Annotated in this window: 21 protein-coding genes and 2 tRNA genes; 12 read left to right on the top strand and 11 right to left on the bottom strand. The window is 36.9% G+C overall.

The annotated features are described in order from the left end of the window. Window positions 1–194 precede the first annotated feature (194 nt). The 4 genes from AQF98_RS00985 to AQF98_RS00970 all read right to left on the bottom strand — a co-directional run bounded on the left by AQF98_RS00985 (window position 195) and on the right by AQF98_RS00970 (window position 2,694). The gene (locus AQF98_RS00985; protein ID WP_055130048.1) at window positions 195–1,607 is read right to left on the bottom strand and encodes a serine hydrolase; all 1,413 of its coding nucleotides are present in this window, start codon (window positions 1,605–1,607) and stop codon (window positions 195–197) included. Window positions 1,608–1,869: 262 nt separating this feature from the next. Then, window positions 1,870–1,954 (bottom strand) — tRNA-Leu (locus AQF98_RS00980). Between the two features lie 55 nt (window positions 1,955–2,009). Then, a tRNA-Gly gene (locus AQF98_RS00975) sits at window positions 2,010–2,082 on the bottom strand. Window positions 2,083–2,208: 126 nt separating this feature from the next. Further along, a complete protein-coding gene (locus AQF98_RS00970; protein ID WP_055130047.1) occupies window positions 2,209–2,694 on the bottom strand; it encodes a regulatory protein RecX in 486 nt (161 codons plus the stop codon). Between the two features lie 89 nt (window positions 2,695–2,783). Here AQF98_RS00970 and AQF98_RS00965 point away from each other — a divergent pair, with 89 nt between their 5' ends. From AQF98_RS00965 to AQF98_RS00950, 4 genes are all read left to right on the top strand, one after another. Then, entirely contained in the window at window positions 2,784–5,243 is a 2,460-nt protein-coding gene (locus AQF98_RS00965) for a bifunctional UDP-N-acetylmuramoyl-tripeptide:D-alanyl-D-alanine ligase/alanine racemase (protein ID WP_055130046.1), read from the top strand. 5 nt (window positions 5,244–5,248) lie between these two features. Next, complete coding sequence (locus AQF98_RS00960) at window positions 5,249–6,391, top strand: AraC family transcriptional regulator (RefSeq protein WP_055130045.1); 1,143 nt, start codon at window positions 5,249–5,251, stop codon at window positions 6,389–6,391. Between the two features lie 90 nt (window positions 6,392–6,481). Further along, window positions 6,482–7,126 (top strand): hypothetical protein, encoded by a 645-nt coding sequence (locus AQF98_RS00955; RefSeq protein WP_055130044.1) that lies wholly within the window; start codon window positions 6,482–6,484, stop codon window positions 7,124–7,126. Between the two features lie 66 nt (window positions 7,127–7,192). Further along, complete coding sequence (locus tag AQF98_RS00950) at window positions 7,193–7,783, top strand: DUF502 domain-containing protein (protein WP_055130043.1); 591 nt, start codon at window positions 7,193–7,195, stop codon at window positions 7,781–7,783. Here the strand turns inward: AQF98_RS00950 and AQF98_RS00945 are convergent. The 3 genes from AQF98_RS00945 to AQF98_RS00935 all read right to left on the bottom strand — a co-directional run bounded on the left by AQF98_RS00945 (window position 7,780) and on the right by AQF98_RS00935 (window position 10,678). Next, complete coding sequence (locus AQF98_RS00945) at window positions 7,780–8,274, bottom strand: hypothetical protein (RefSeq protein WP_055130042.1); 495 nt, start codon at window positions 8,272–8,274, stop codon at window positions 7,780–7,782. The two genes, AQF98_RS00950 and AQF98_RS00945, sit on opposite strands and share 4 nt — an antisense overlap. A 172-nt stretch (window positions 8,275–8,446) precedes the next feature. Further along, the gene (locus AQF98_RS00940; RefSeq protein WP_055130041.1) at window positions 8,447–9,154 is read right to left on the bottom strand and encodes a TIGR00730 family Rossman fold protein; all 708 of its coding nucleotides are present in this window, start codon (window positions 9,152–9,154) and stop codon (window positions 8,447–8,449) included. A gap of 15 nt (window positions 9,155–9,169) precedes the next feature. Then, the gene (locus AQF98_RS00935; protein ID WP_055130040.1) at window positions 9,170–10,678 is read right to left on the bottom strand and encodes a sodium:solute symporter; all 1,509 of its coding nucleotides are present in this window, start codon (window positions 10,676–10,678) and stop codon (window positions 9,170–9,172) included. Window positions 10,679–11,044: 366 nt separating this feature from the next. Between AQF98_RS00935 and recR the strand changes: the two genes are divergently transcribed. From recR to AQF98_RS00915, 4 genes are all read left to right on the top strand, one after another. Then, on the top strand, window positions 11,045–11,662 hold the full coding sequence (gene recR / locus AQF98_RS00930) for a recombination mediator RecR (protein ID WP_055130039.1): 618 nt from the start codon (window positions 11,045–11,047) through the stop codon (window positions 11,660–11,662). Window position 11,663: 1 nt separating this feature from the next. After that, on the top strand, window positions 11,664–12,425 hold the full coding sequence (locus AQF98_RS00925) for a phosphatidylinositol-specific phospholipase C/glycerophosphodiester phosphodiesterase family protein (protein WP_055130038.1): 762 nt from the start codon (window positions 11,664–11,666) through the stop codon (window positions 12,423–12,425). Window positions 12,426–12,432: 7 nt separating this feature from the next. Beyond that, complete coding sequence (locus AQF98_RS00920) at window positions 12,433–13,248, top strand: SDR family oxidoreductase (protein WP_055130037.1); 816 nt, start codon at window positions 12,433–12,435, stop codon at window positions 13,246–13,248. A 115-nt stretch (window positions 13,249–13,363) separates the two neighbouring features. Beyond that, window positions 13,364–14,206, top strand: coding sequence for an alpha/beta hydrolase (locus tag AQF98_RS00915; protein ID WP_055130036.1), 843 nt, complete (start codon window positions 13,364–13,366; stop codon window positions 14,204–14,206). Window positions 14,207–14,208: 2 nt separating this feature from the next. Here the strand turns inward: AQF98_RS00915 and AQF98_RS00910 are convergent, their stop codons facing one another. From AQF98_RS00910 to AQF98_RS00900, 3 genes are all read right to left on the bottom strand, one after another. Then, entirely contained in the window at window positions 14,209–14,793 is a 585-nt protein-coding gene (locus AQF98_RS00910; RefSeq protein ID WP_055130035.1) for a DUF4377 domain-containing protein, read from the bottom strand. An 89-nt stretch (window positions 14,794–14,882) separates the two neighbouring features. Further along, the gene (locus tag AQF98_RS00905) at window positions 14,883–15,437 is read right to left on the bottom strand and encodes a hypothetical protein (RefSeq protein ID WP_055130034.1); all 555 of its coding nucleotides are present in this window, start codon (window positions 15,435–15,437) and stop codon (window positions 14,883–14,885) included. Window positions 15,438–15,482: 45 nt separating this feature from the next. Further along, window positions 15,483–16,421, bottom strand: a complete 939-nt coding sequence (locus tag AQF98_RS00900) for an ion channel (protein WP_055130033.1) — start codon at window positions 16,419–16,421, stop codon at window positions 15,483–15,485. A gap of 204 nt (window positions 16,422–16,625) precedes the next feature. Between AQF98_RS00900 and trpD the strand changes: the two genes are divergently transcribed. From trpD to trpA, 4 genes are all read left to right on the top strand, one after another. Next, window positions 16,626–17,615: an anthranilate phosphoribosyltransferase gene (gene trpD / locus AQF98_RS00895; protein ID WP_055130681.1), complete on the top strand. Its 990-nt coding sequence runs from the start codon at window positions 16,626–16,628 to the stop codon at window positions 17,613–17,615. Between the two features lie 245 nt (window positions 17,616–17,860). Continuing rightward, window positions 17,861–18,478 (top strand): phosphoribosylanthranilate isomerase, encoded by a 618-nt coding sequence (locus tag AQF98_RS00890; protein ID WP_055130032.1) that lies wholly within the window; start codon window positions 17,861–17,863, stop codon window positions 18,476–18,478. Between the two features lie 57 nt (window positions 18,479–18,535). After that, window positions 18,536–19,717: a tryptophan synthase subunit beta gene (trpB, locus tag AQF98_RS00885; RefSeq protein ID WP_055130031.1), complete on the top strand. Its 1,182-nt coding sequence runs from the start codon at window positions 18,536–18,538 to the stop codon at window positions 19,715–19,717. A gap of 85 nt (window positions 19,718–19,802) precedes the next feature. Next, window positions 19,803–20,573 carry a tryptophan synthase subunit alpha gene (trpA, locus tag AQF98_RS00880; protein ID WP_055130030.1) on the top strand — a complete coding sequence of 257 codons (771 nt, stop codon included), beginning with the start codon at window positions 19,803–19,805 and terminating at the stop codon, window positions 20,571–20,573. A 113-nt stretch (window positions 20,574–20,686) separates the two neighbouring features. Here the strand turns inward: trpA and nhaA are convergent, their stop codons facing one another. Then, window positions 20,687–21,874 carry a Na+/H+ antiporter NhaA gene (gene nhaA, locus AQF98_RS00875; RefSeq protein WP_055130029.1) on the bottom strand — a complete coding sequence of 396 codons (1,188 nt, stop codon included), beginning with the start codon at window positions 21,872–21,874 and terminating at the stop codon, window positions 20,687–20,689. Between the last annotated feature and the right edge of the window lie 66 nt (window positions 21,875–21,940).

Genomic DNA, 21,940 nt, shown 5'->3' with positions numbered 1-21,940 from the left:
GGTAATTCATTACCTTGGATACTGGAAACGAAGATATTACAACCTGTAAGGTTTTGAAGAACTGAAGACAAAACGCTTGGTGTTGTATCTTGTAGAAACAGAAAATGTAAGTGGCAACTTGATCATCTATTCGCAACGATTGATCTGCAATAAATAGGTAGAGTTTTTAGACCAATTAACTCCCCTTGTCATTTCTATTTGGATTCTGAAATCAGTCGTTGGAGTGCTGTTGCTAAGGAGTTAAATACCATTTGATCACAATCGTTGTTCATTAAGATAACTAGGCCGCTATTCAACTCTGGGTAAAGTGTAATATTAGAACGAAAGGCGATTCCACCTCCATTATGCTGGATGTCCCGTTTGCCGTTTATGGTTCTGGTTCCCCAACCTAGCCCCATGTTATTAGAGCTGGGTTTATGGGAGAGTTTAATAGCTGGATTAATTTCGTTGATCTGGGCATGTAAGAATTTTAACATGTCTGACATAGTTGATGAAATTCCACCAGCTGGTTGATCAATGTCGTTTCCCCATAAAGAAACAATGTTTCCATTGTTGGAATAGGGTATAGCCATACGTTGTTTTTGTTTTTTATTGAGAACGACCGAAGTGTTTTTCATTTTCAAGGGACCAGTAAGATATTGGCTGAGTAAGTGGTCGTAGTCTTTTTGATAGACCCTTTGAAGGATCAAACCAACAAGAGACATCCCCATGTTCGAATAGTTGAAGCTTGTACCGGGCTCTTGCTGCAATTTTAACTTGTGCAGGGCTTGGTACATTAGCTCTTCGGTGTAGTGAAGCGATGGACTGAGTGGATCAAAGTCTTGTTGTGCACTCAAGTTTGGCGGAATTGCAGGTAGTAAAGCGGTGTGGTTAGCAAGGTTCATTAATGTGATAGGTTTACCATTGAATTCCAAATTAGGATAACTTCCAGGTAGATACTGTCTAATGTCATCATCTAGTTTTACCTTGTTATCTAACACAGCTTGGGCTAGAAGAGTTGCAGTAAAGGTTTTGCTAACCGAGGCAAGTTGGTAGCCTGTTTTATTATTGGGCAGCGCTTTTTTTCTTTTATTAGGCTGCCCGTAATGATATGTGAGCTCTTTTCCATCTTTAATAATGCCAATAGAAAGTGCCGCTGCATTTGTAAAAGTGAAATAAGCCTTTGCGATACTATCAACATTAAGGTCAAATTTTGTTCTTTTCGGATTATTGCTTTGGATGTGAGAAATGGGCCTAAATACGCTTGGCAGGTTTTTTAAACCAAAGTTATTCAACTCACCTTTGCTGTTTAATCCGATGACCATGATTACATCCCTTGCCTGTCCACGTAAAATGTATTCTTTGTTTTCACCAGTTTCTTTTGCAAGAGTTACCGAAATAAATCTTCCAGTAGAGAAATTGCCAGCGAGAAAGTTCTCAAGTTTTTGCTGGCTTATCTTTGCTTTAAAAGAGCTATCGGCAAGGTTGTAGATGCCTGTGTAGTCTTGGCGGTTATAGCGAGCTATGATCGAGTCTCTTATAACTTCAAATCTTTTTGCATCCTGTGCGCTAACATAGTTGATATTGACCAACAATGAAATCAGAATAATAGATAAGAAGATTTTCATAATAACAATTATACGAGTTTACTCGTAGATTAAAAATAATCAGAATTCAAAATGAATTGGAAATATCGAATACAAATTTTGAAATAATTAATTCTTAAGTGGAAATTTAAAGAAATCTTTTAATAAAGTGGTGGGTGGGTTTTGGATATTTAAATTGTTGACTATCAATATAAAGCGATAATCGTCTAGTTAAAAGTTTATAAAAAACAAAAGGCTAACAATCAATTTGTTAGCCTTTTAAAGAGCATTGAAGCTCTTCGAGTACTGAAGGCGGGAATCGAACCCGCACGCCTGTTGAGGGCACAGGATTTTAAGTCCTGCGTGTCTACCAGTTCCACCACTTCAGCATTAAAAGCCCATGAGCTTTTAAAATTAAATGCCTCCTGGTAGGAAGGCATTTAGAGCGAAAGACGAGATTCGAACTCGCGACCCCGACCTTGGCAAGGTCGTGCTCTACCAACTGAGCTACTTTCGCATTGTTAACATCATCCGATGTATTCCCTTTCGGTGATGTTTTTTAAAGAACGTCTTTCCGTTTGGGTTTGCAAATATACACAGATTTATATTTCTGCCAAGAAAAATTTAATAAATAATTAAGGTTTTAACTTAAGTTATTGGCTTTCAGTACAAGAAAAATTAAATCATTTTCAAAACCTTTGCTTTGAAGGTAGGTAATGAGCTTATATTTTCTTTTTACAGGATCTTTCTCACTCAAAACTGCCGATTTTTTTTCGGCCGTTGCCAATAGATTTGCCAAATATTGATCTCCATCAATACTATTTAGTGCTTTTTGGATCAATTTCTCTGGTACTTTTTTAAGTTTCAGTCCTTGTTTGATTTTTATTTTGCCCCATTTCTTGATATTTGCCTTGCCAGAAACATAGGCTAGGGCAAAACGTTCTTCATTTAAAAAATTGGTGGTGATCAGTTCTGTAATGAGTTCTTCAACTTCATCAGGTTTCAAATTCCACTCGTAAAGTTTGTTCCTCACCTCATGTTGCGAGCGCTCTTGGTAGGCACACCAACTCTCTGCTTTAACAAGTGCTATTTTTTTATCTAAAATTAATGGGGGTTTTGTCTGCTGCATCTCTTTGTCTTGGTACTTAGTACTTGATACTTCGTACTTATTGCTAAATTCGTAAAAAATTAGCAGCTATCCTGTATTTTTCTTTTACCATGAATCAAGAACGCTATTCCATCCAGCACATTGCCCAGGTTTTAAATGCAAAAGCTTTTCTGCCATCGCCAGGAGCTGTTGTTAGAAAATTGTTGACCGATAGTAGAACAGTAATTGATCCGGAAGGTTCCTTGTTTTTTGCAGTGAAGGCCAAAAGAGATGGACATGAGTTTATTGAAGATGCCTATGCACATGGGGTTCGGAACTTTGTAATTTCAGAGTCGGCCTATGCCACAACATACCCAAAAGCTAATTTTATTTTAGTTGATGATGTATTGCAGGCCTTACAGGCTTTGGCAGGTTATAACCGCCAAACAAACGAATTGAAAGTGATTGGTATTACTGGAAGCAACGGAAAAACAATTGTGAAAGAATGGTTGTATCAATTGTTGGCTGCAGATTTTAATATCATCAGAAGCCCAAAAAGCTTCAACTCGCAAATAGGGGTGCCCTTATCTGTTTGGCAAATTACCACAGACCATACTCTAGGTATTTTTGAGGCCGGAATTTCTACCAAAGGAGAAATGGAAGCCTTAGCAAACATCATTTTACCAACCATTGGGATATTGACCAATATTGGAGAAGCACATGCTGAAGGTTTTGAAAGTAAAAAGGAAAAACTAGAAGAGAAATTAAAGCTGTTCAAAGAAGCTGAGTTATTGGTATACTCGCCAACTTATGTGGCAGGAATAGCTATTGCCGATTTACCTGGAAAACAAAAATTCTCTTGGAGCACCACCGAACCAGCAGATTTACAAATCACTTTTATAGAGCCTATTGAAGGCCGGAACTACATTCGTGGTATCTATCAGCACAAAGAAATAGAGTGTTTAATTCCTTTTAGCGACAAAGCAGCAGTAGAAAATGGAATTATCTGTTGGGCAACCTTGTTGGCCATGGGCTACTCGCCAGAAGAGGCAGACTTACGTTTAGAAAGATTGACGCAGGTAAGTATGCGTTTGGAACTGATCAATGGTATAGAGAATTGTTCAATTATTGACGACTCTTACAGTGCAGACATTTCTTCGCTAGCCATTGCTTTAGACTTTTTGAACCAGCAAAACCAACATCCTAAAAAAACACTCATCTTATCAGATATTTATGAGACGGGCAAATCCAATGAGGTATTGTATCAAGAAATTGCCGCCTTATTGGAGCAAAAGAACCTGAATCGTTTAATTGGGATTGGACCAAATATTTCTGCATTTGCCAATTTGTTTAAAATTGAGACCTCATTTTATGATAGTACACAAGCTTTTATAGAACAATTACCCGCTATCCATTTTGCCAACGAAACCATTTTAGTCAAAGGTGCCCGTAGGTTTGAATTTGGAAGGATCAGCAAATTGTTGACCCAAAAAATACACGATACCATTTTAGAGATCAATTTGAATGCCTTAGCAGCCAATTTGCAGTTTTACCGTGCCAAGCTCAATCCAGGAGTTAAAACCATGGCCATGGTAAAGGCTTTTTCTTATGGAAGTGGAAGTTTCGAAATAGCTAATCTATTACAATACCATAAAGTAGATTATTTAGCTGTGGCTTATGCCGATGAAGGGATCGCCTTGCGTAAAGCTGGGATAAGTTTGCCAATTATGGTGATGAGTCCAGAGCCATCGGCCTTTGATGCCATGGTAAAGCACCAATTGGAACCAGAAATTTACAGTGTACAAGTGCTGAAAAGCTTTTTGAATTTCTTGCCAAATGATCAAACTGGTTATCCAATCCACCTCAAAATGGATACAGGTATGCATCGATTAGGTTTTGAAGGTGCAGACCTGCCAGAATTGTTGGCAGTTTTAAAGGCGACGGATCAATTAAAGGTGATGTCTATATTTACCCATTTGGTAGCTACCGATAGCCATGAACATGATGACTTTACCACACAACAGCTTCAGAAATTCGTTATTTTATATGATGAGTTGGTAGCGCAGTTAACCTATCGACCAATTCAGCACGCTCTGAACACCTCAGGCATTACCAGATGGCCAAATGCACAAATGGATATGGTAAGGCTTGGTATTGGCTTGTACGGCTTTGATGGGGCCTTAAACGGCAACAAGGGATTACAAACGGTAGCTGTGCTCAAAACAACCGTTACACAGGTGAAGAATCTTACAGCTGGCGAAACTGTAGGTTACAGTCGCAAAGGTGTTTTGCCAGAAGGTGGTAAAATTGCAACTGTAAAAATTGGCTATGCCGATGGTTACAGCCGAAGATTTGGCAATGGGGTAGGGAAGATGTTGATCAATGGACAATTGGTGCCTACCATTGGCTCTATTTGTATGGACATGTGTATGCTCAACGTTACGGGCTTAAATGTAAAAACTGGCGACGAGGTAATTGTATTTAATGGCCAATATACCATTGTTGATCTAGCAGCGCAGATAGATACCATTCCCTATGAAATTTTAACCAATGTTTCGCAAAGGGTAAAACGAATTTATTTTTACGAATAAATACCATGCTGCTCAGGTCTTTTATCTTAACTGGTGCCATACACGGGTTATTCTTTATTTTCTTGTTGAATACAAAGGTGAAAAAATCGTCTTCCGATCAATGGTTAATGCTGTGGATGGGAGTTGTTGCTTTACAATTGCTGTTTTACTATGATAACCTTGCTTTTGCGCCTGTTTTTCCAAGTTATTTACAGTTATTGGGTTTTTCCCTGCCCTTATTAAGTTCGCCAATTTTATATGGTTATATCCGTAGTTTATCTTTCGGATATAATACAGATTGGAAAAATACAGGTATTCATTTACTCCCCTATCTCATCTTTAATCTCACCACGTTTTTTCTTTATTATGGCACAAGTCATTCATTTGTATTGAAAGATGGCTATCCCCATTTTGATGCTGCACTCCCTATAGGCTTTGTTTATTTCTTAACTGCATTATTGGCTCTTGTTCCGGGTTATTATGCGGTAATGGGTCTTATTTCCCTATTAAAGTATCAAAAATCACTACCTGATAATTACTCCTATACAGAAAAGATCAACCTGAATTGGTTAAAATGGATTGTGATATCTCTAGTGGTTTTGTTTATTGGATTGTTTTTATTGATCAAGTATGGTGTAGCCTTTCATTTGGTTGATTACAGTAATCTTTTTGCAGTTGTAGGTGTTATACTTGGCATTTATGTCTTTTTTATAGGATTTTGTGGCCTAAAGCAAAATACCATATTAAATAACATTACAGTTGAAGGAGAGCTTATAAAAGAAGAAGTTGAATCTGTTAGTTATAGAAACTCTGGTTTAACCAATGAAAGAATAACGCAACTTTTTGTTCAATTGCAACAACATATGCAGGAGCGCAAACCTTTTTTGCAAGAAAATTTAAGTTTAAGCATGTTGGCGGCTCAATTGGCCATTACCCCCAATCAACTTTCGCAAGTTATTAATCAAAAAACAGAGTCTAACTTCTTTAATTTTGTGAATGGTTATAGAGTAGCGGTTGTAAAAGAAAAGTTGAAAGACCCAACCTTAGCTCATTATTCCATCTTAGGTATTGCTTACGAAAGTGGCTTTAGTTCGAAGTCTTCGTTCAATAAAATTTTTAAAGCAACAACTGGTCAAACACCATTGCAGTATCAAAAATCAACAAATTAAGGTTTAAGAGGTCTTTCCCTACCTTTTAAGACTTTTTGTTGCGCCTTAAAATCTTCCTTTGCCACATCAAAATTATCAAAGGAAATTTTTATGAATTTACACCACATCAATATTGCAATGCATGTGCTTGCAGGCTCTTCGGCATTAATTGTGGGCTTAGTTGCCTTGATTGCCACTAAAGGGAAAAAGACACACCGCTTAATGGGACGAATATTTTTATATTTAATAGCGCTAGTGATCTTAACCGGACTAATTGGGGTGTTTGTATTTGCAAGAAATACCTTTTTGTTAGTGATAACAGTATTGGTCGGTTATGAAGCTTTTTCAGGATTCCGTATCTTAAAAACAAAGTCGAATAAGGTGAAGTTGATCGATGTTATGGTTGCGTTCATCGCCTTAATTTCAGTAACCTATTTTCTCTACTATTTTAAGTCTATTGGCATGATATGGTCGCTAGTCATCATTTACAGTACTGTGGGTTACTTGGTGCTACTGATCGTTTATGATTTAATAAGATATCTGATTCCTGCTAGATTATATGCCAATTTATGGCTGTACGAGCATATTTTAAAAATGGTGAGTGCACTTACTGGACTGTTCTCTGCTTTTTCCGGTACAGTTTTTCCACAATATCAGCCTTATAGCCAATTTATTCCTTCAATTTTAGGAACCTTGGTTGCGGTTATGTTTATGGTAACCGTTCGTCCAAAAAAGTTCCAAGGCATTGCCAAATGAGCGGAGAAATACAAGACAAGATTTAACAAATGAGCTATTGAATAATATTTTGTCTAATTTTGCGGCATGAATAGGATAGGAAGAGCAATATTAAATTACCTGATCAAAGGATTATTGATTGTAGTGCCAATTGCCCTAAGCATTTTTATTGTGGTGTGGGCGGTAACTACTGTAGACAGTTGGTTAAATATCAATAACATTTTAGGCGTTGATCCTTTTACGGGGGCCAATCGCAATATTCCTGGTTTAGGTTTAGGCTTGGTCATTGCCATTATTTTGGTAGCAGGAATTATTGTAACCAATTTTGTTACTGAACCTATGTATAACTGGTTTCAACGCACCATGAACAGGTTACCGCTACTTAATTTCATTTTCTCTTCTATTAAAGATCTAACAGAGGCATTTGTAGGCGATGAAAAGAAATTTAATAATCCTGTTTTGGTTGAGGTTGAAGGCAACCTGAAAAGAATTGGCTTTTTAACACAAAACGACCTATCTAAAATAGATCTGCCAGGCGACGTGATTGTCTATTTCCCTTTTTCTTATTCTTTTGCAGGTCAGGTATATGTAGTAAGCAAAGAAAAGATCAAACCGTTGAATATGAGTGCTGCCGATGCCATGAAATTAGTGGTAAGTGGAGGAGTAAGTCATTTTTAAAACCCACTGCCACAAATCACAGTAACGAATAAAATAAATAGTACTAAATAAATAACTTTATGATAGTGCTCTTTGATGTACAAACCTGTTAAAAGCATAATTTCATCATCCGTATTGGCCATAATTGCTCCAGAAGAAAGGTCAGCATCATAATTGATTTGTTTCGTTTTCGAATCGGTAATCATCCATTTTGAATACCAGCTATTCGTGAAAGTCCAATGGTATGCCTCGCCAGACGTTAAGGTAAAAATAGCCTTGTTCTGCCAAGTGTGGTATTGGATCATCCCAATTAAGTTATTTTGATTGTCAAATACTTGGGTAGTTGAATTTAAAAAGCCATTGCCTTTAAAGAGATAGGTGCTTTGTTGACTGATGGCTCTGGCTTGATTATTCCAAATGTCAAAAAATAAGGTGTGTCTAATTTCACCACCTTCAAAAAGCTGATAACTGCTATCGAGAAGACCTTTAGTCCAATTTAAATGACGTTCCATGGCTGTGCTTATTTATTAAAATATAGACTAAGCAATAACCACTTCGTTACAGTGCTAATGTCATTTTAAATCAACAAAAGCTCTTTTTTGAACATTTGCTTGAAATGTTAATGAAAAAAAATAGCTAACCTATGGCTAGCTATTTTGATATTTTAAGTTCTCTAAACTTAGATTAGAAGTTTGGTTTCAATACATACTTGTCGTAGAACCTAAAAATGTGTTCTGCAGCATCTTCTGCCGTATCTACCAATCTAAATAGATTAAGATCTTCTGCATGGATATTGTGCTCTTTTTCTAACATGGTCGATTTGATCCAATCTACCAAGCCACCCCAGTAAGATTTACCCACCAAAACAATTGGGAAACGGGCAATTTTACCAGTTTGGATCAAGGTAATGGCTTCAAATAATTCGTCCATTGTGCCCATCCCGCCAGGTAATACCACAAAACCTTGAGAGTATTTCATAAACATTACCTTTCTGATAAAGAAATAATCAAACTCTAACAATTTGTTGTGGTCGATATATTTGTTGTGGAACTGCTCAAAAGGGAGGTCGATGTTTAAACCTACAGATTTACCACCATTCATGTGTGCTCCCTTGTTACCAGCTTCCATAATACCTGGGCCACCACCTGTAATTACACCATAGCCACGTTCGGTTAACAAACGGCCACATTCTACTGCAATTTCATAATATGGATTAGTTTCTGCAGTACGTGCAGAACCAAAAATACTTACACAGGGTCCAATTTTAGCAAGTTTCTCAAAACCATCAACAAATTCTGCCATGATTTTAAAAATCTGCCAGCTATCGGTAACTTTAATTTCTTGCCAATCTTTATTCGCAAAAGCGCTTCTTATCTTTTCTTCACTTGTCATGTACAATAATATTATTTAAAACTTAGTTTGTTGATCTGTCTTTTTGCTGATCAGTAATAAGCCTACAAAGGTAATCAATCCATTTACCAAAATCAGTTCTACACTAAATACGTATCCTCCCAATAAGGTTGTAGAATACATATTTAAGAAATAACAAACTGCCGGAGAGAGTAAACAAACAATTGGTACCAGTTTATCGTGCAGGCCACGATTTTTTACAAATAAACCAAAACTATATAACCCCAAAAGTGGCCCATAAGTATACGATGCTACTTTAAATATGCCTTTTACTACCGATTCGTCATTTACAGCATTAAATAGCACAATTACAAAAAACATCAATAACGAGAAGCCAACATGTACCATGTGTCTTTTTTTAACGGCATTTTCCTTGTTTAGGTTTTCTTTTTTATCCATGCCTAAAAAGTCGACACAAAAAGAAGTAGTTAAAGCAGTTAGGGCACTATCTGTAGTAGCAAAAGTGGCGGCGGTTAAACCAAGCATAAACACAATTGCGGGGATGGTTGATAAATGGTTGAGGGCAATTTCTGGGAATAGAAAATCTGTACGTGGTTTGCCAGTAACATGGTCTAGTGGAATTTCGATACCATTTTTAGTAGCAAAAACATACAATAAAGCACCTACACTTAAAAAGAAGATATTCAATATGACAAATACTCCGGTAAAAGTGAACATATTTTTTTGTGCTTCGCCAATGGTTTTCATACTCAGGTTTTTTTGCATCAAATCCTGATCTAAACCTGTCATGGCAATGGTTACAAAAATACCACCCAATAAAGCTTTACTTACGTGGAAGCCATTGGTTAGAAAATCTTCGTAGAAAAATACTTTAGAGTAACCACTGTTTTTAATGGTTTCAAATGCTTGAGGAATACTTAAATCAAGGCTATTACAAATAAAATAGATGGTTAAAAACACAGACAATACCAAGAAGAACGTTTGCAAGGTATCGGTAATAATGATGGTTTTTAAACCACCCTTAAAGGTATAAGACCATATTAAGCCTAAAGAGATCAATACGGTTACCCAAAAAGGAACGCCATACGAGTCGAAAATAAAACGCTGTAAAACAATTACTACTAGATACAATCTAAAAGCAGAACCAATGGTACGGCTAATTAAAAAGATAGAAGCTGCAGTTTTATAACTATAATAACCAAGTCTTTTTTCAATATAACTATAAATAGAGGTCAGCTGCATCCGATAATACAATGGAAGCAATACAGTGGCAATAATGATAAAACCGATGGCATTACCAATCACAAACTGAAAATACTGAAACTGATTACCAGCGGGGGCACCAACTTCTCCGGGAACCGAGATAAAGGTAACACCAGAAAGGGCGGTTCCGATCATACCAAAGGCTACCAAATACCATTTAGAATTTCTATTGGCCAAAAAGAAGGTAGAGTTGTCAGATGATTTTTTAGAGGTTGCAAATGCGATGATGATCAGCAGCAGAAAGTATCCGATTAAAAACGAAAGTAGTATGGTTGGGCTCATAATTTATATTTAGCTTCTAAATGTAAGGATTTCCAATTTTAAATCAATTGCCCCGTTCGATTTTTTTTGAAAAGGAGTGGGGGTGGGTTGCAGGTTGCGAGTTATATGTTGCAGGTTTGCATGCCTAAAGATAGTGGGTTGCGAGTTGTGAGTTACATGTTGTGGGCTAGGATCCCTAAACGTAAAGAATAACTGTACCACTAGTTGGTTTTTTGGAAGTGGGTTGCGAGTTGTGAGTTACATGTTGTGAGCTAGGGCGTCTAAACTTTTAACCTGGAACTCACAACCTGTAACTTATTACTTAGAACTTATCACTTTCAACTTATAACTTATATGCTCTTGTGCTTTTTTTATTAAATTTGTCAAATGAATTTTTCTTCTCAACTGCTTGAAGATGCAGTAAACGAATTTGCAAAATTACCAGGCGTTGGGCAAAAAACTGCGCTACGTTTGGTTTTGCATCTATTAAACAAAGAGCAAGAAGAAGTTTCTCATTTTGGGCATACCCTGATCAGGTTAAAAGCAGAAATTAAACACTGTAATATTTGCCATAATATTTCCGATCATTCTACCTGTAGCATTTGTACAGCCGCAAAACGCGATAAAGAAACCATTTGTGTGGTAGAAGATACTCGTGATGTAATGGCCATAGAAAACACCAATCAATATTTTGGGGTTTACCATGTATTGGGTGGTTTAATTTCTCCAATGGATGGTATCGGCCCTTCAGATTTGTTTATTGATAGCTTGGTACAACGGGTAGCTACCACACCCGTAAAAGAAATTATTTTGGCGTTGAGTGCAAATATGGAAGGAGATACGACACTTTTTTACCTGCACAAGCGCTTAAAAGAATTTCAGATCCCTATTACCGCTATTGCCAGAGGTATTGCCTTTGGGGGCGAACTGGAATATGCAGACGAAATTACCCTAGGCCGCTCTATCCTTACCAGGGTTCCATACGAGGGCTCATTCATTAGATAAAATGAAGAAACTAATAGGCCTTGTTTTATTCTTATCGATAACTGTTTCGAGCTTTGCTCAAGTTAAAATTCATTCGCATAACGATTATAACCAAGCCAAACCTTTATTGGAAGCTTATGCCTATCAAATTGATGAAATTGAAGTGGATGTTTTTCTGATAGGCGATTCGCTGATTGTTGCCCACAGTAAAAAAGATAAAAACCTATCTAGAACTTTGGATTCTATGTATTTGGCACCTTTAGCTTCATGGACTAAAGAAGACGTAAAAAGAGGTGTTAAAACCAATTACGGTTTGCAACTGATGATAGATGTAAAGGAGAATTGGGATTTGGTGTATCCTGTATTGCGAAAAGAGATCGAAAAATATGGTGACCTATTTAACAAAGCAACCAATAAAGATGGTATCCAAATTGTAATTAGCGGCAATAGACCAAACGAATCTACTTTTCATACTTATCCGCAATGGCTATTTTTTGATGGATTGCCAAATGTTAACTATGTCAAAGCAGATTTGAGCAGAATAACCATGATCAGTGATAATTTTAAAAACTACAGTAAATGGACAGGTGTTGGAGAAATTCCAGTAGCTGATCAAGCGAAGCTGAAAAAGACAATAGAACAAGCCCACCAGCTTAAAAAACCAATTAGGTTTTGGGGTGCACCAGATACAGTAGCTTGTTGGAAACAATTACATGAATTGGGTGTAGATATCATAAATACAGACAAGGTAAAAGAGTGTAAGGCTTATTTTTATTATAAATAAAACATAAATGGACTTTCAAAATAAAGTAGTTGTTATTACAGGAGCCTCTTCAGGCATTGGTAAAGCATTGGCCGAAGAATTAGCTAAAAGAGGAGCGAACTTGGTTTTAGGTGCCCGTCAGTACGTAACGCTTTGCGAAATTACGGCAGAACTGGAAGCCAAATATCAGGTTAAAGCCCTTGCAGTGCAGGCCGATGTAAGCAAAGAAGAAGATTGTGAACAACTGATCAAACAAACGCTGGTTACTTTTGGGCAAATAGACGTATTAATCAATAACGCTGGTCTCTCTATGCGTGCTTTATTTAATGACCTAGACTTGGCAGTGATCAGAAACCTGATGGATGTTAACTTTTGGGGTACGGTTTATTGTACCAAATATGCTTTGCCAGCAATTTTAAAAACCAAAGGCAGTATAATTGGCGTATCTTCTATTGCAGGTTACAGAGGTTTACCTGGTAGAACAGGATATTCTTCTTCTAAGTTTGCGATGAATGGTTTTATGGAATCATTACGTACCGAGTTGCTTAAAACTGGTGTACATGTAATGGTGGCTTGTCCTGGTTTTACCACCTCAAATATCCGTGTTGCGGCTTTAGCGAAAGATGGAGCCGCCCATGGAGAAACCAGTATGGAAGAAGGGAAAATGATGAGTGCAGAGGAAGTAGCGGTTCGCATTAGCGATGGTATTTTGAAAAGAAAACGCACTTTGGTTATGACAGGGCAAGGTAAATTGGCCGTTTGGATGAATAAATTGTTTCCTGCATTTACAGACAAAAAAGTGTTTGAACTGTTTGCTAAAGAGAAAAATCCTTTGATTAAGTAGTTAGTAGTGAATAGAAAAGAGGGAATAGGAAATGGTGAATAGAAATAAAAAAGAGTTTAATCATCAGTCTTTGTACTTTGGTCTTCGTACTTGATACTCAAAACCCACAACTCGTATGCGTTTCAAAACTATCTTTATGATTTTTGCTTTTTTAGGACAGATTTTCTCTGGCTCGGCTCAGGTTAGGGTAGAGAAAAATATCAATTATGCGGGGAATACCGAAATCAACAATACCTTAAATATTTACCATAAAAAAGGCGATCAGCAAAACCAAGATGTAATTGTTTTTATCCATGGTGGTTCTTGGAGCAGTGGTAAAAAAGAAACTTATTGGTGGTTGGGCAGAAATTTAGCCAAGAAAAACATCGTTACCGCAGTAATTAATTATCCGTTGGCCCCTAATGCCAGTTACAAAGAAATGGCAATGGCAAGTGCAATGGCTGTGAAATGGGTCGTAGCCAATATTACAAGTTATGGTGGTAATCCGAAGCGGGTCTTTTTAATGGGGCATTCGGCAGGGGGGCATTTATGCGAACTGATCAATGCAGATCCACAATATTTTCAATCGTTAAAGATGGAAAACCCAGTAAAGGGTGTGATATTAGACGATGCTTTTGGGTTAGATATGGACGAATACCTCACCAAAGCAGAAAAAGACGACAACTATACCGATTTTTTGAGAACTTTTAGTACAGAACAAAAAAACTGGCAATTGGGCTCACCATTATATTACGTTAAGAACATAAGCAACCCACATTTGATTTTTTATGGAAGCAAGACTTATCAGGCCATACAAATCCAATCAGAACGAATCTATCAAACCTTACAAGCTCAAAATGTTCCAGTAAAATTGGAAATCATTAAGGGTAAAAAACATGTAGGTATGATCAGTCAAATGATTTTTGGAGGGAATAGACTTTATAAAAGTATTATAGAGTTTTTAAAACAAACCAATTAAGATTACCTAGTTTCTAAAGCAACTAATTTGATCGAACCATTGGCATTAAGTGTAAACTTGCCTATAACATGCTCATAATTTTTTAATGCCGATTCAAGCTCACTACAAAGATTACCACAATCAATTTTTACTTGATTTGCCAACATAAATCCAGTATTTAGATCTCCATTAACAAAGCTATATGGAATAGCACTATAAGGATAACCAAATTTTAGTACTGTAGTAAATGTATCATTACTGTTTGCTCTTCTTTTACTTTTAATTTTCTTGAGTTTATAACCATATGCCGGTCCGTCTGCAGCCTGAGAAAGCGGTACTTTTTCTAATAAAAGATCATATAAATAACCCGGTTCGTAGTTAAAACCTGTAATTTCTTGAGATAGTGCATACCAAGTATCTGTGCCTATGGTTTCTTCTACCTGTACAGAAAGATGAAATCCTTTGTTGAATGAATAATTGGTTTGCTTAAAAATATTCACTCTCATTTTTACCGTATCTTCCGTATCCTTTTTACAAGAGAGTACAATAATAGAAATACAAAATAAGATGGCTATACTTTTAAGCCAATTGAAAATGCTAGTGTTCATAAAAATAGAATTTCGGTTACCTTACTCAAATATAATTGAATAGTATATTTGAAACAACTAATTTTTTAATAATGAGTATATTATAAGAGTTACTTAACCTTTAGGCCTTTTAATAGGTAACTTCCATCCGTATTTCTTACAAATTCGCCAATAATGTTCCGATTTGTAGAGGCTATCAATTGCGCAAACTCCGTACATAAGTTACCACAATCAAATTTGATTTTATTTAAGATGATATAATCGCCAATACCTGTATTTCCAGTAAATAGATTTGCCCCGTTTAACCTTAGATTTACTTCAAAGCTAGTCTGCTCTGGCACCTTGCTTTTTATAATTTTTCTCACCTTTAAACCACTACTCAACGCAGCATCACGTTGGTATAAATTCATTACTTCAATGTCGTAAACATAACCGGGTTCATAAGTGAAATCATCAATATACAGGTCCTTATTTTCCCAAGTATCGCCACCAATGGCTGTTTTTTCTTGAACTACATAGATAAATCTACTGTTGATGGCCTGTTTATAATGGTTAATTCTAATACGATAATAGGTGAATTCTTCGTTGTTATGATCTTTTTTACAAGAAAGCACAGTGCAAAGCAGGACAAAAAGTAAAAGGAATTTGGGTAACTGTTTTTTCATAGATGAGGATAGGTAGCACAAATGTAGAAATGCTAATCTATACGATCAAATTGCTTCTATAGCACTTAATTTCGACAGATCTAAAATGGTAGCACCCTCTTCATCATGGAAAAAAGCGGGAACAAATTTGGCATTGTAGATAATGTTTTCATCCAGATAAGAAGCTCTGCTGTGTACAGTTTGCGAAAAAGTGTCGTCAAATGCCTGTAATAAGACAATAACCTCGGCTTCTCCATTAATGAGTTCTTCGCTGGTTATTCCAAATAATGGACTATCCTCATCAATAGGATGTACCACTGTCCAGCTTAAACTTAATAAGCCAATTTTACTTCTTTCTAAATTTAAAGGCATAAATGTTCGCTTTTTTAAGCCATCTACCAATTCGTTAATGGTCAGTACTACCTGTATAGAGATTTCAATCAATTGGTTGTTTCGCCCGTTGGCTAACCTAAACATTAAAGCAGTAGCGTCTTTATATGGAGCTACGACCATGTTTTTACTGTAAAAAACCTTGGCATTTGGTCTAGAAAAACGTCCATACAATAATCCTGTAGCCAGAGCAAAAGCCAAAAGACCCAGCATAGACTCGAATGCAGCGATGCAGCTGGTTATAAAACCACTCGGGCTGATATGTCCATAGCCAACCGTAGAAATGGTTTGTGCAGAAAAGAAAAATGCGCTAAAAAATTGGTCACGAAAAGTTTCTCCTTCGGCTCCCTTTAAATTTTCAATGCCCACACCTACATAAATGGTGGCAAATAGGATGTTTACAATAAGGTAGGCAATCACAATGATAGACATAAACTTTGTCCACGACATAGAAATTAACCAATTATAGGTGTCTGCAGAACGAAAAAAGGGTAATCCAATTCGTTTGATATTCGATGTGCCATCAGCATTCATCATCCTTTGATCTTTGCCCATTGGGCGATTACCAAAGCCTAAATCGTCGCCATGATGCCCTTTTCGTTTGATAAATGCCATAATCCAAAATTATTTTTGAGAAACATTTTGCAAATAATAAAAAAGTATTCCATATTTGTTGCAGAATGATACAAGTAAACGTAAATAAAAACTGGTGGTGGCATAACGCAATAGCGTGATGTAATCCTTTTGTATACGTTTATTTTTTTATAAAAATATTTTAGAGGGTTGCTTGATAAAGCAGCCCTTTTTTGTTTTAAAGCCATGAAGAAAATACTAAACCACCTTTTTGAAAATAAGACCTTTAGCAGAGAAGAAGCACAGAAAATTCTCACTTCAATCTCTTTGGGCGAATTTAACAGCTCACAGATTGCTGCTTTTATTACAGCTTATGGCATGCGAAACATTACGGTAGAAGAACTGCAAGGTTTTAGAGATTCGATGCTTGAACTTTGTTTAAAGGTTGATTTTACAGACTTTGAACTGGTAGATCTTTGTGGTACCGGAGGCGATGGTAAGGATACTTTTAACATTTCTACTCTGGCTTCTTTTGTAGTGGCAGGCGCTGGGCATAAAGTTGCCAAACATGGTAATTATGGGGTTTCTTCTGGTTGCGGCTCATCCAATGTGATGGAATACTTGGGGTATACCTTTACCAATGATGAAAATAAGTTGAAACGAAGTTTAGATCAAGCCGGTATCTGTTTTTTACATGCGCCTTTGTTTAATCCTGCCATGAAAACTGTAGCGCCTATCCGTAAAGAATTGGGTGTTAAAACCTTCTTTAACATGTTAGGGCCAATGGTGAACCCAGCACAACCTAAAAATCAAATTGTAGGTGTTTTTAGTTTAGAATTGGCCCGTTTATATGCGTATTTATATCAGCAGACAGATAAAAACTATACCATTATCCATGCGGTTGATGGTTTTGATGAAGTTTCGTTGACCTGCGATTTTAAAACCTTTAGCAAAAAAGGAGAAGCACTACATCGCATTGCTGATTTGGGCTTTGAAGAAATTGCAGAAAAAGAAATCCAAGGGGGCGATACGGTAGAATCTTCTGCAGAGATTTTTACCAATATTTTAAGTGGGGCAGGTACAGATGCGCAAACCAATGTGGTGCTTTGCAATGCCGCTTTGGCCATTCAGACCATTAAACAAGACGTTTCTTTTGCAGATTGTTTTTATGAGGCAGAAGAATCATTAATGAGTAAAAAAGCATTGACAAGTTTTACCAAACTAATTAGTGCTTAAGCTAAAGAAAGTATAAACATTAAGGCATTAAGAATTGGTAATTGCTTAGTTTAACTTAGGTGTCTAAGATGGTAAAAACTGACACACCGCGCAACTTAACTTCTTAATGTTAAAAAAGAAGAGTAAACATTAAGGCATTAAGAAAGATAATGGGATAATTGCTTAGATTAACTTAGGTGTCTAAGATGGTAAAAATAGATATAACATCAAGCTTAATTTCTTAATGTTAAAACAATAAAAGAAAAATGAAACTGAAAATCTGTGGAATGAAACATGCCTCTAATATTGCAGCAGTAGCGGCTTTAGCACCTGACTATTTAGGCTTTATTTTCTATCCGAAATCGCCACGTTTCATCAGCGAAATTTCAGCAGAATTGATTAAGTATGTGCCACCTTCAATTAAAACTACTGGTGTTTTTGTAGATGAAGAATTAGAGACAGTTAAGGCATATGTCCTTAAATATAACTTAAAAGCGGTGCAACTGCATGGTCAAGAAAGTGTTGACTTTTGTGTAGCCATTAAAGCAATGGGAGTAGAAGTGATCAAAGCTTTTGGTATAGGACAGGACTTTGATTTTAAACAATTGGCACCTTATTTAGCTGTAGTAGATGCCTTTTTGTTCGATACCCAAACCCCAGCACATGGTGGTTCTGGTAAGATCTTCGACTGGACGCTGCTAGCAAGATACCCTTATGATAAACCTTATTTTTTGAGTGGAGGAATAGATTTGGTACATACTACAGCTATTAAAAGCATCAATGATCCTAGACTCTACGCTATAGATGTCAATAGCAGATTTGAGCTAGAACCTGGACTAAAAGATGTAGAAAAACTAAAAGAATTAATCGCAGCATTGAATTAGCACACCAACCATACTGATTTGGAGATATCTTAATCAAATGGTGAAACAATATAAACTATGGAATATTTTGTAAATGAAAGAGGTTATTACGGAGATTTTGGAGGAGCTTACATCCCCGAAATGTTATACCCAAATGTAGAAGAGTTAAGACAGCAATATCTTGCTATTATACACGATGAAAGCTTTCAACAAGAATTTAAGGCTTTACTTAAAGATTATGTTGGTCGTCCGTCGCCTTTGTACCTGGCCAAGCGTTTATCCCAAAAATATGGGGCAAATATCTTTCTCAAACGAGAAGATTTAAACCATACAGGAGCGCATAAAATTAACAACACCATTGGACAGATTTTATTGGCAGAGCGATTAGGGAAAAAACGGATCATTGCCGAAACAGGAGCAGGACAGCATGGTGTGGCCACAGCTACTGTATGTGCTTTGCGTGGTTTAGAGTGTGTGGTGTACATGGGCGAGGTAGATATCAAACGTCAGGCACCAAATGTAGCTCGAATGAAAATGCTAGGTGCTAAAGTTGTTCCGGCTACATCGGGTAGTAAAACTTTAAAAGATGCCACCAATGAAGCCATGAGAGATTGGATCAACAATCCGGTAGATACCCATTACATTATCGGATCAGTGGTTGGCCCACATCCTTATCCAGATATGGTAGCGATATTTCAGTCGATTATTTCGGAAGAAACCAAAAAACAGTTAATAGCACAAACTGGTAAATCAGAACCAGATTATGTGTTGGCTTGTGTAGGTGGAGGCAGTAATGCCATGGGCATGTTTTATCACTTCATTAACGATGAAAATGTAAAACTGATTGCTGTTGAAGCAGCAGGAAAAGGTGTAAACTCGGGTTTTTCGGCCGCCACTACCTTATTGGGTAAAGAAGGGGTTTTGCATGGCAGCAGAAGTATTTTAATGCAAACACCAGACGGACAGGTGGTAGAACCACATTCGGTTTCGGCAGGTTTAGATTACCCTGGCATTGGCCCACAACATGCGCACTTGTTTAAAACTGGTCGTGGACAATATGTTTCCATCACAGATGACGAATCGCTAAATGCTGGCTTATTGCTAACCCAATTAGAAGGTATTATTCCTGCTATAGAAAGCGCCCACGCCCTAGCTTATTTAGAATATATGAAATTTAATGGAGACGAAAATGTAGTGGTGTGTTTATCGGGCAGGGGAGATAAAGACATGGAAACTTATATGAAACACTTTGGATTGTAGTTGTGGGTGGTGGGTTATGAGTTGCGTGTTAGCGAGCTTATCAAACCATTTTCCATTTTAACTTCTTCCATTTTACCTTATTAATATGAACCGATTACAACAACTCTTCCAAAATAAAAAGAAAGACATTCTTTCTATCTATTATACCGCAGGTTATCCAAACCTAAATAATACCATGCAAATTGCTCAAGCTTTAGAAAAAGCAGGTGCAGATTTCTTGGAAATAGGCTTCCCTTATTCAGATCCTGTTGCAGATGGACCAATTATCCAAGCCAGCAGTAAACAGGCATTAGATAACGGCATGACTTTGCATTTGCTTTTTGAGCATTTAAAAGAACTCCGCCATATGGTAAAAATTCCGATTTTATTAATGGGTTATGTAAATCCAGTACTGCAATTTGGCGTTGAAAACTTTTGTAAAGCCTGCAAGGAAGTGGGTATAGATGGCTGTATCATTCCAGATCTACCGATGTACGAATATGAAGAGTTATACCAACCTGTATTTGAAGCGAATGGAATTAGTAATATCTTTTTGGTTACTCCGCAAACTTCTGAAGAACGGATTCGCAAGATAGATAGCCTGAGCAATGCCTTTATCTATTTGTTGTCATCTGCAGCCACTACAGGGAAAAATTTAGATGTTTCTGCCAATGCAAGAGCTTATTTTAGCCGTATCCAAAGCATGAAATTGAACAATCCATTAATGATTGGTTTTGGAATTTCAGATAAGCAGACTTTTGATTCGGCCAATGAATATGCCAGTGGAGCCATTATTGGAAGTGCTTTTGTAAAATGTTTAGCCCAAGGTGACCTGGAAGAAAATGTAAAAACATTTATGAAAGCATTTAGGGATTAATTACGATAGGTACTCGAAATATTAAATAATCCCAAGATAACCTTACGGGGTTTTATGTGCTATGTTCCTATATGTTTAGAAACCGTTCCTGTAGTAAGATTACAAAATTAAACCTAAGCTTGTTCCTGGCCTAATTTCTTTTGGCCAATACTTTTTAAATAAACAAAGCCGATTAATCCAGAAATCACAGAGGCACAAAGAATAGCAAATTTGGCTTCAAGAATATAGTCTGCATTGCTAAAAGAGAGCAAGGCGATAAATATCGACATGGTAAATCCAATTCCTGCCAACATACCAACCCCAATAATGTGTTTCCAGTTGGCCCCCGAAGGCAATTTGGCCAATTTTATTTTTACGGCAAACCAAGAAAAAAGGGTAACACCTAAAGTTTTACCCAAAAATAGACCTAATATAATACCCAAAGCAAGTGGCGAAGTTAACCCATCAACCATTTCTCGTTGAAAGGTAATATTGGTATTGGCCAAGGCAAAAATAGGCATGATGAGGTAATTTACGGGGAAAGTTAAAGCATGCTCTAATTTTTCTAATGGCGATTCGACAACACTGGTATTGGTAGGGATAGTGAATGCCAATAAAACCCCAGCAATGGTAGCATGAATGCCCGAGTGGTGTACAAAATACCATAGAAAAATACCTGGGATTAGATAGAACCATAAAGACTTTGCCTTAAAATAGTTCAATGCCAATAGCAAGACAAATATCCCACCAGCCATTAACAGGTAACTCCAATGGATCTGGTCAGTGTAAAATATCGCAATAACTAAAATAGCTCCTAGATCATCGGCAATGGCAAGAGCAGCCAAAAATATTTTTAAAGAAGCTGGTACGCTTTTGCCTAACATGGCAATAATGGCCAAAGCAAAAGCAATATCTGTAGCCATTGGAATACCCCAGCCAGAAGCAGTATCTTCACCTTTGTTAAAAAAGAAAAAGATCAAAGAAGGAACAATCATCCCTCCAAATGCAGCTAAAACAGGTAAAGAAGCTTTTTTTACACTAGATAGCTCGCCCTCTAACAACTCCCGTTTAATCTCTAAGCCTACCAACAAGAAAAAGACAGCCATTAAGCCGTCATTTATCCAAGCCGAAATACTGTATTTAACGGCTACCGTACCCACGTTAAAACCTAGTTCTTGAGCTAAAAAATGAGAAAAACCAGTTGCGCTTCCAGAATTGGCAATGAGTAAAGATATCACCACGCAAATGAGCAGCAGTAGGCCACCAATTTTTCCAGATTGGAAGAACTTTTTAAAAACAGTGAGGTTTATTTTGTTCGCCATGCCCTAAAAATAGGGAAATATGTGGTGGTAGCCAATTTTTATAGGTTTAACTTCTTTTCAATCCTT

Source organism: Pedobacter sp. Hv1, assembly GCF_001412215.1.
In the GTDB taxonomy this organism is placed as follows: domain Bacteria; phylum Bacteroidota; class Bacteroidia; order Sphingobacteriales; family Sphingobacteriaceae; genus Pedobacter.
Note: the sequence above shows the minus strand (reverse complement) of the source record. Positions and strands in the feature narration are given on the sequence as shown.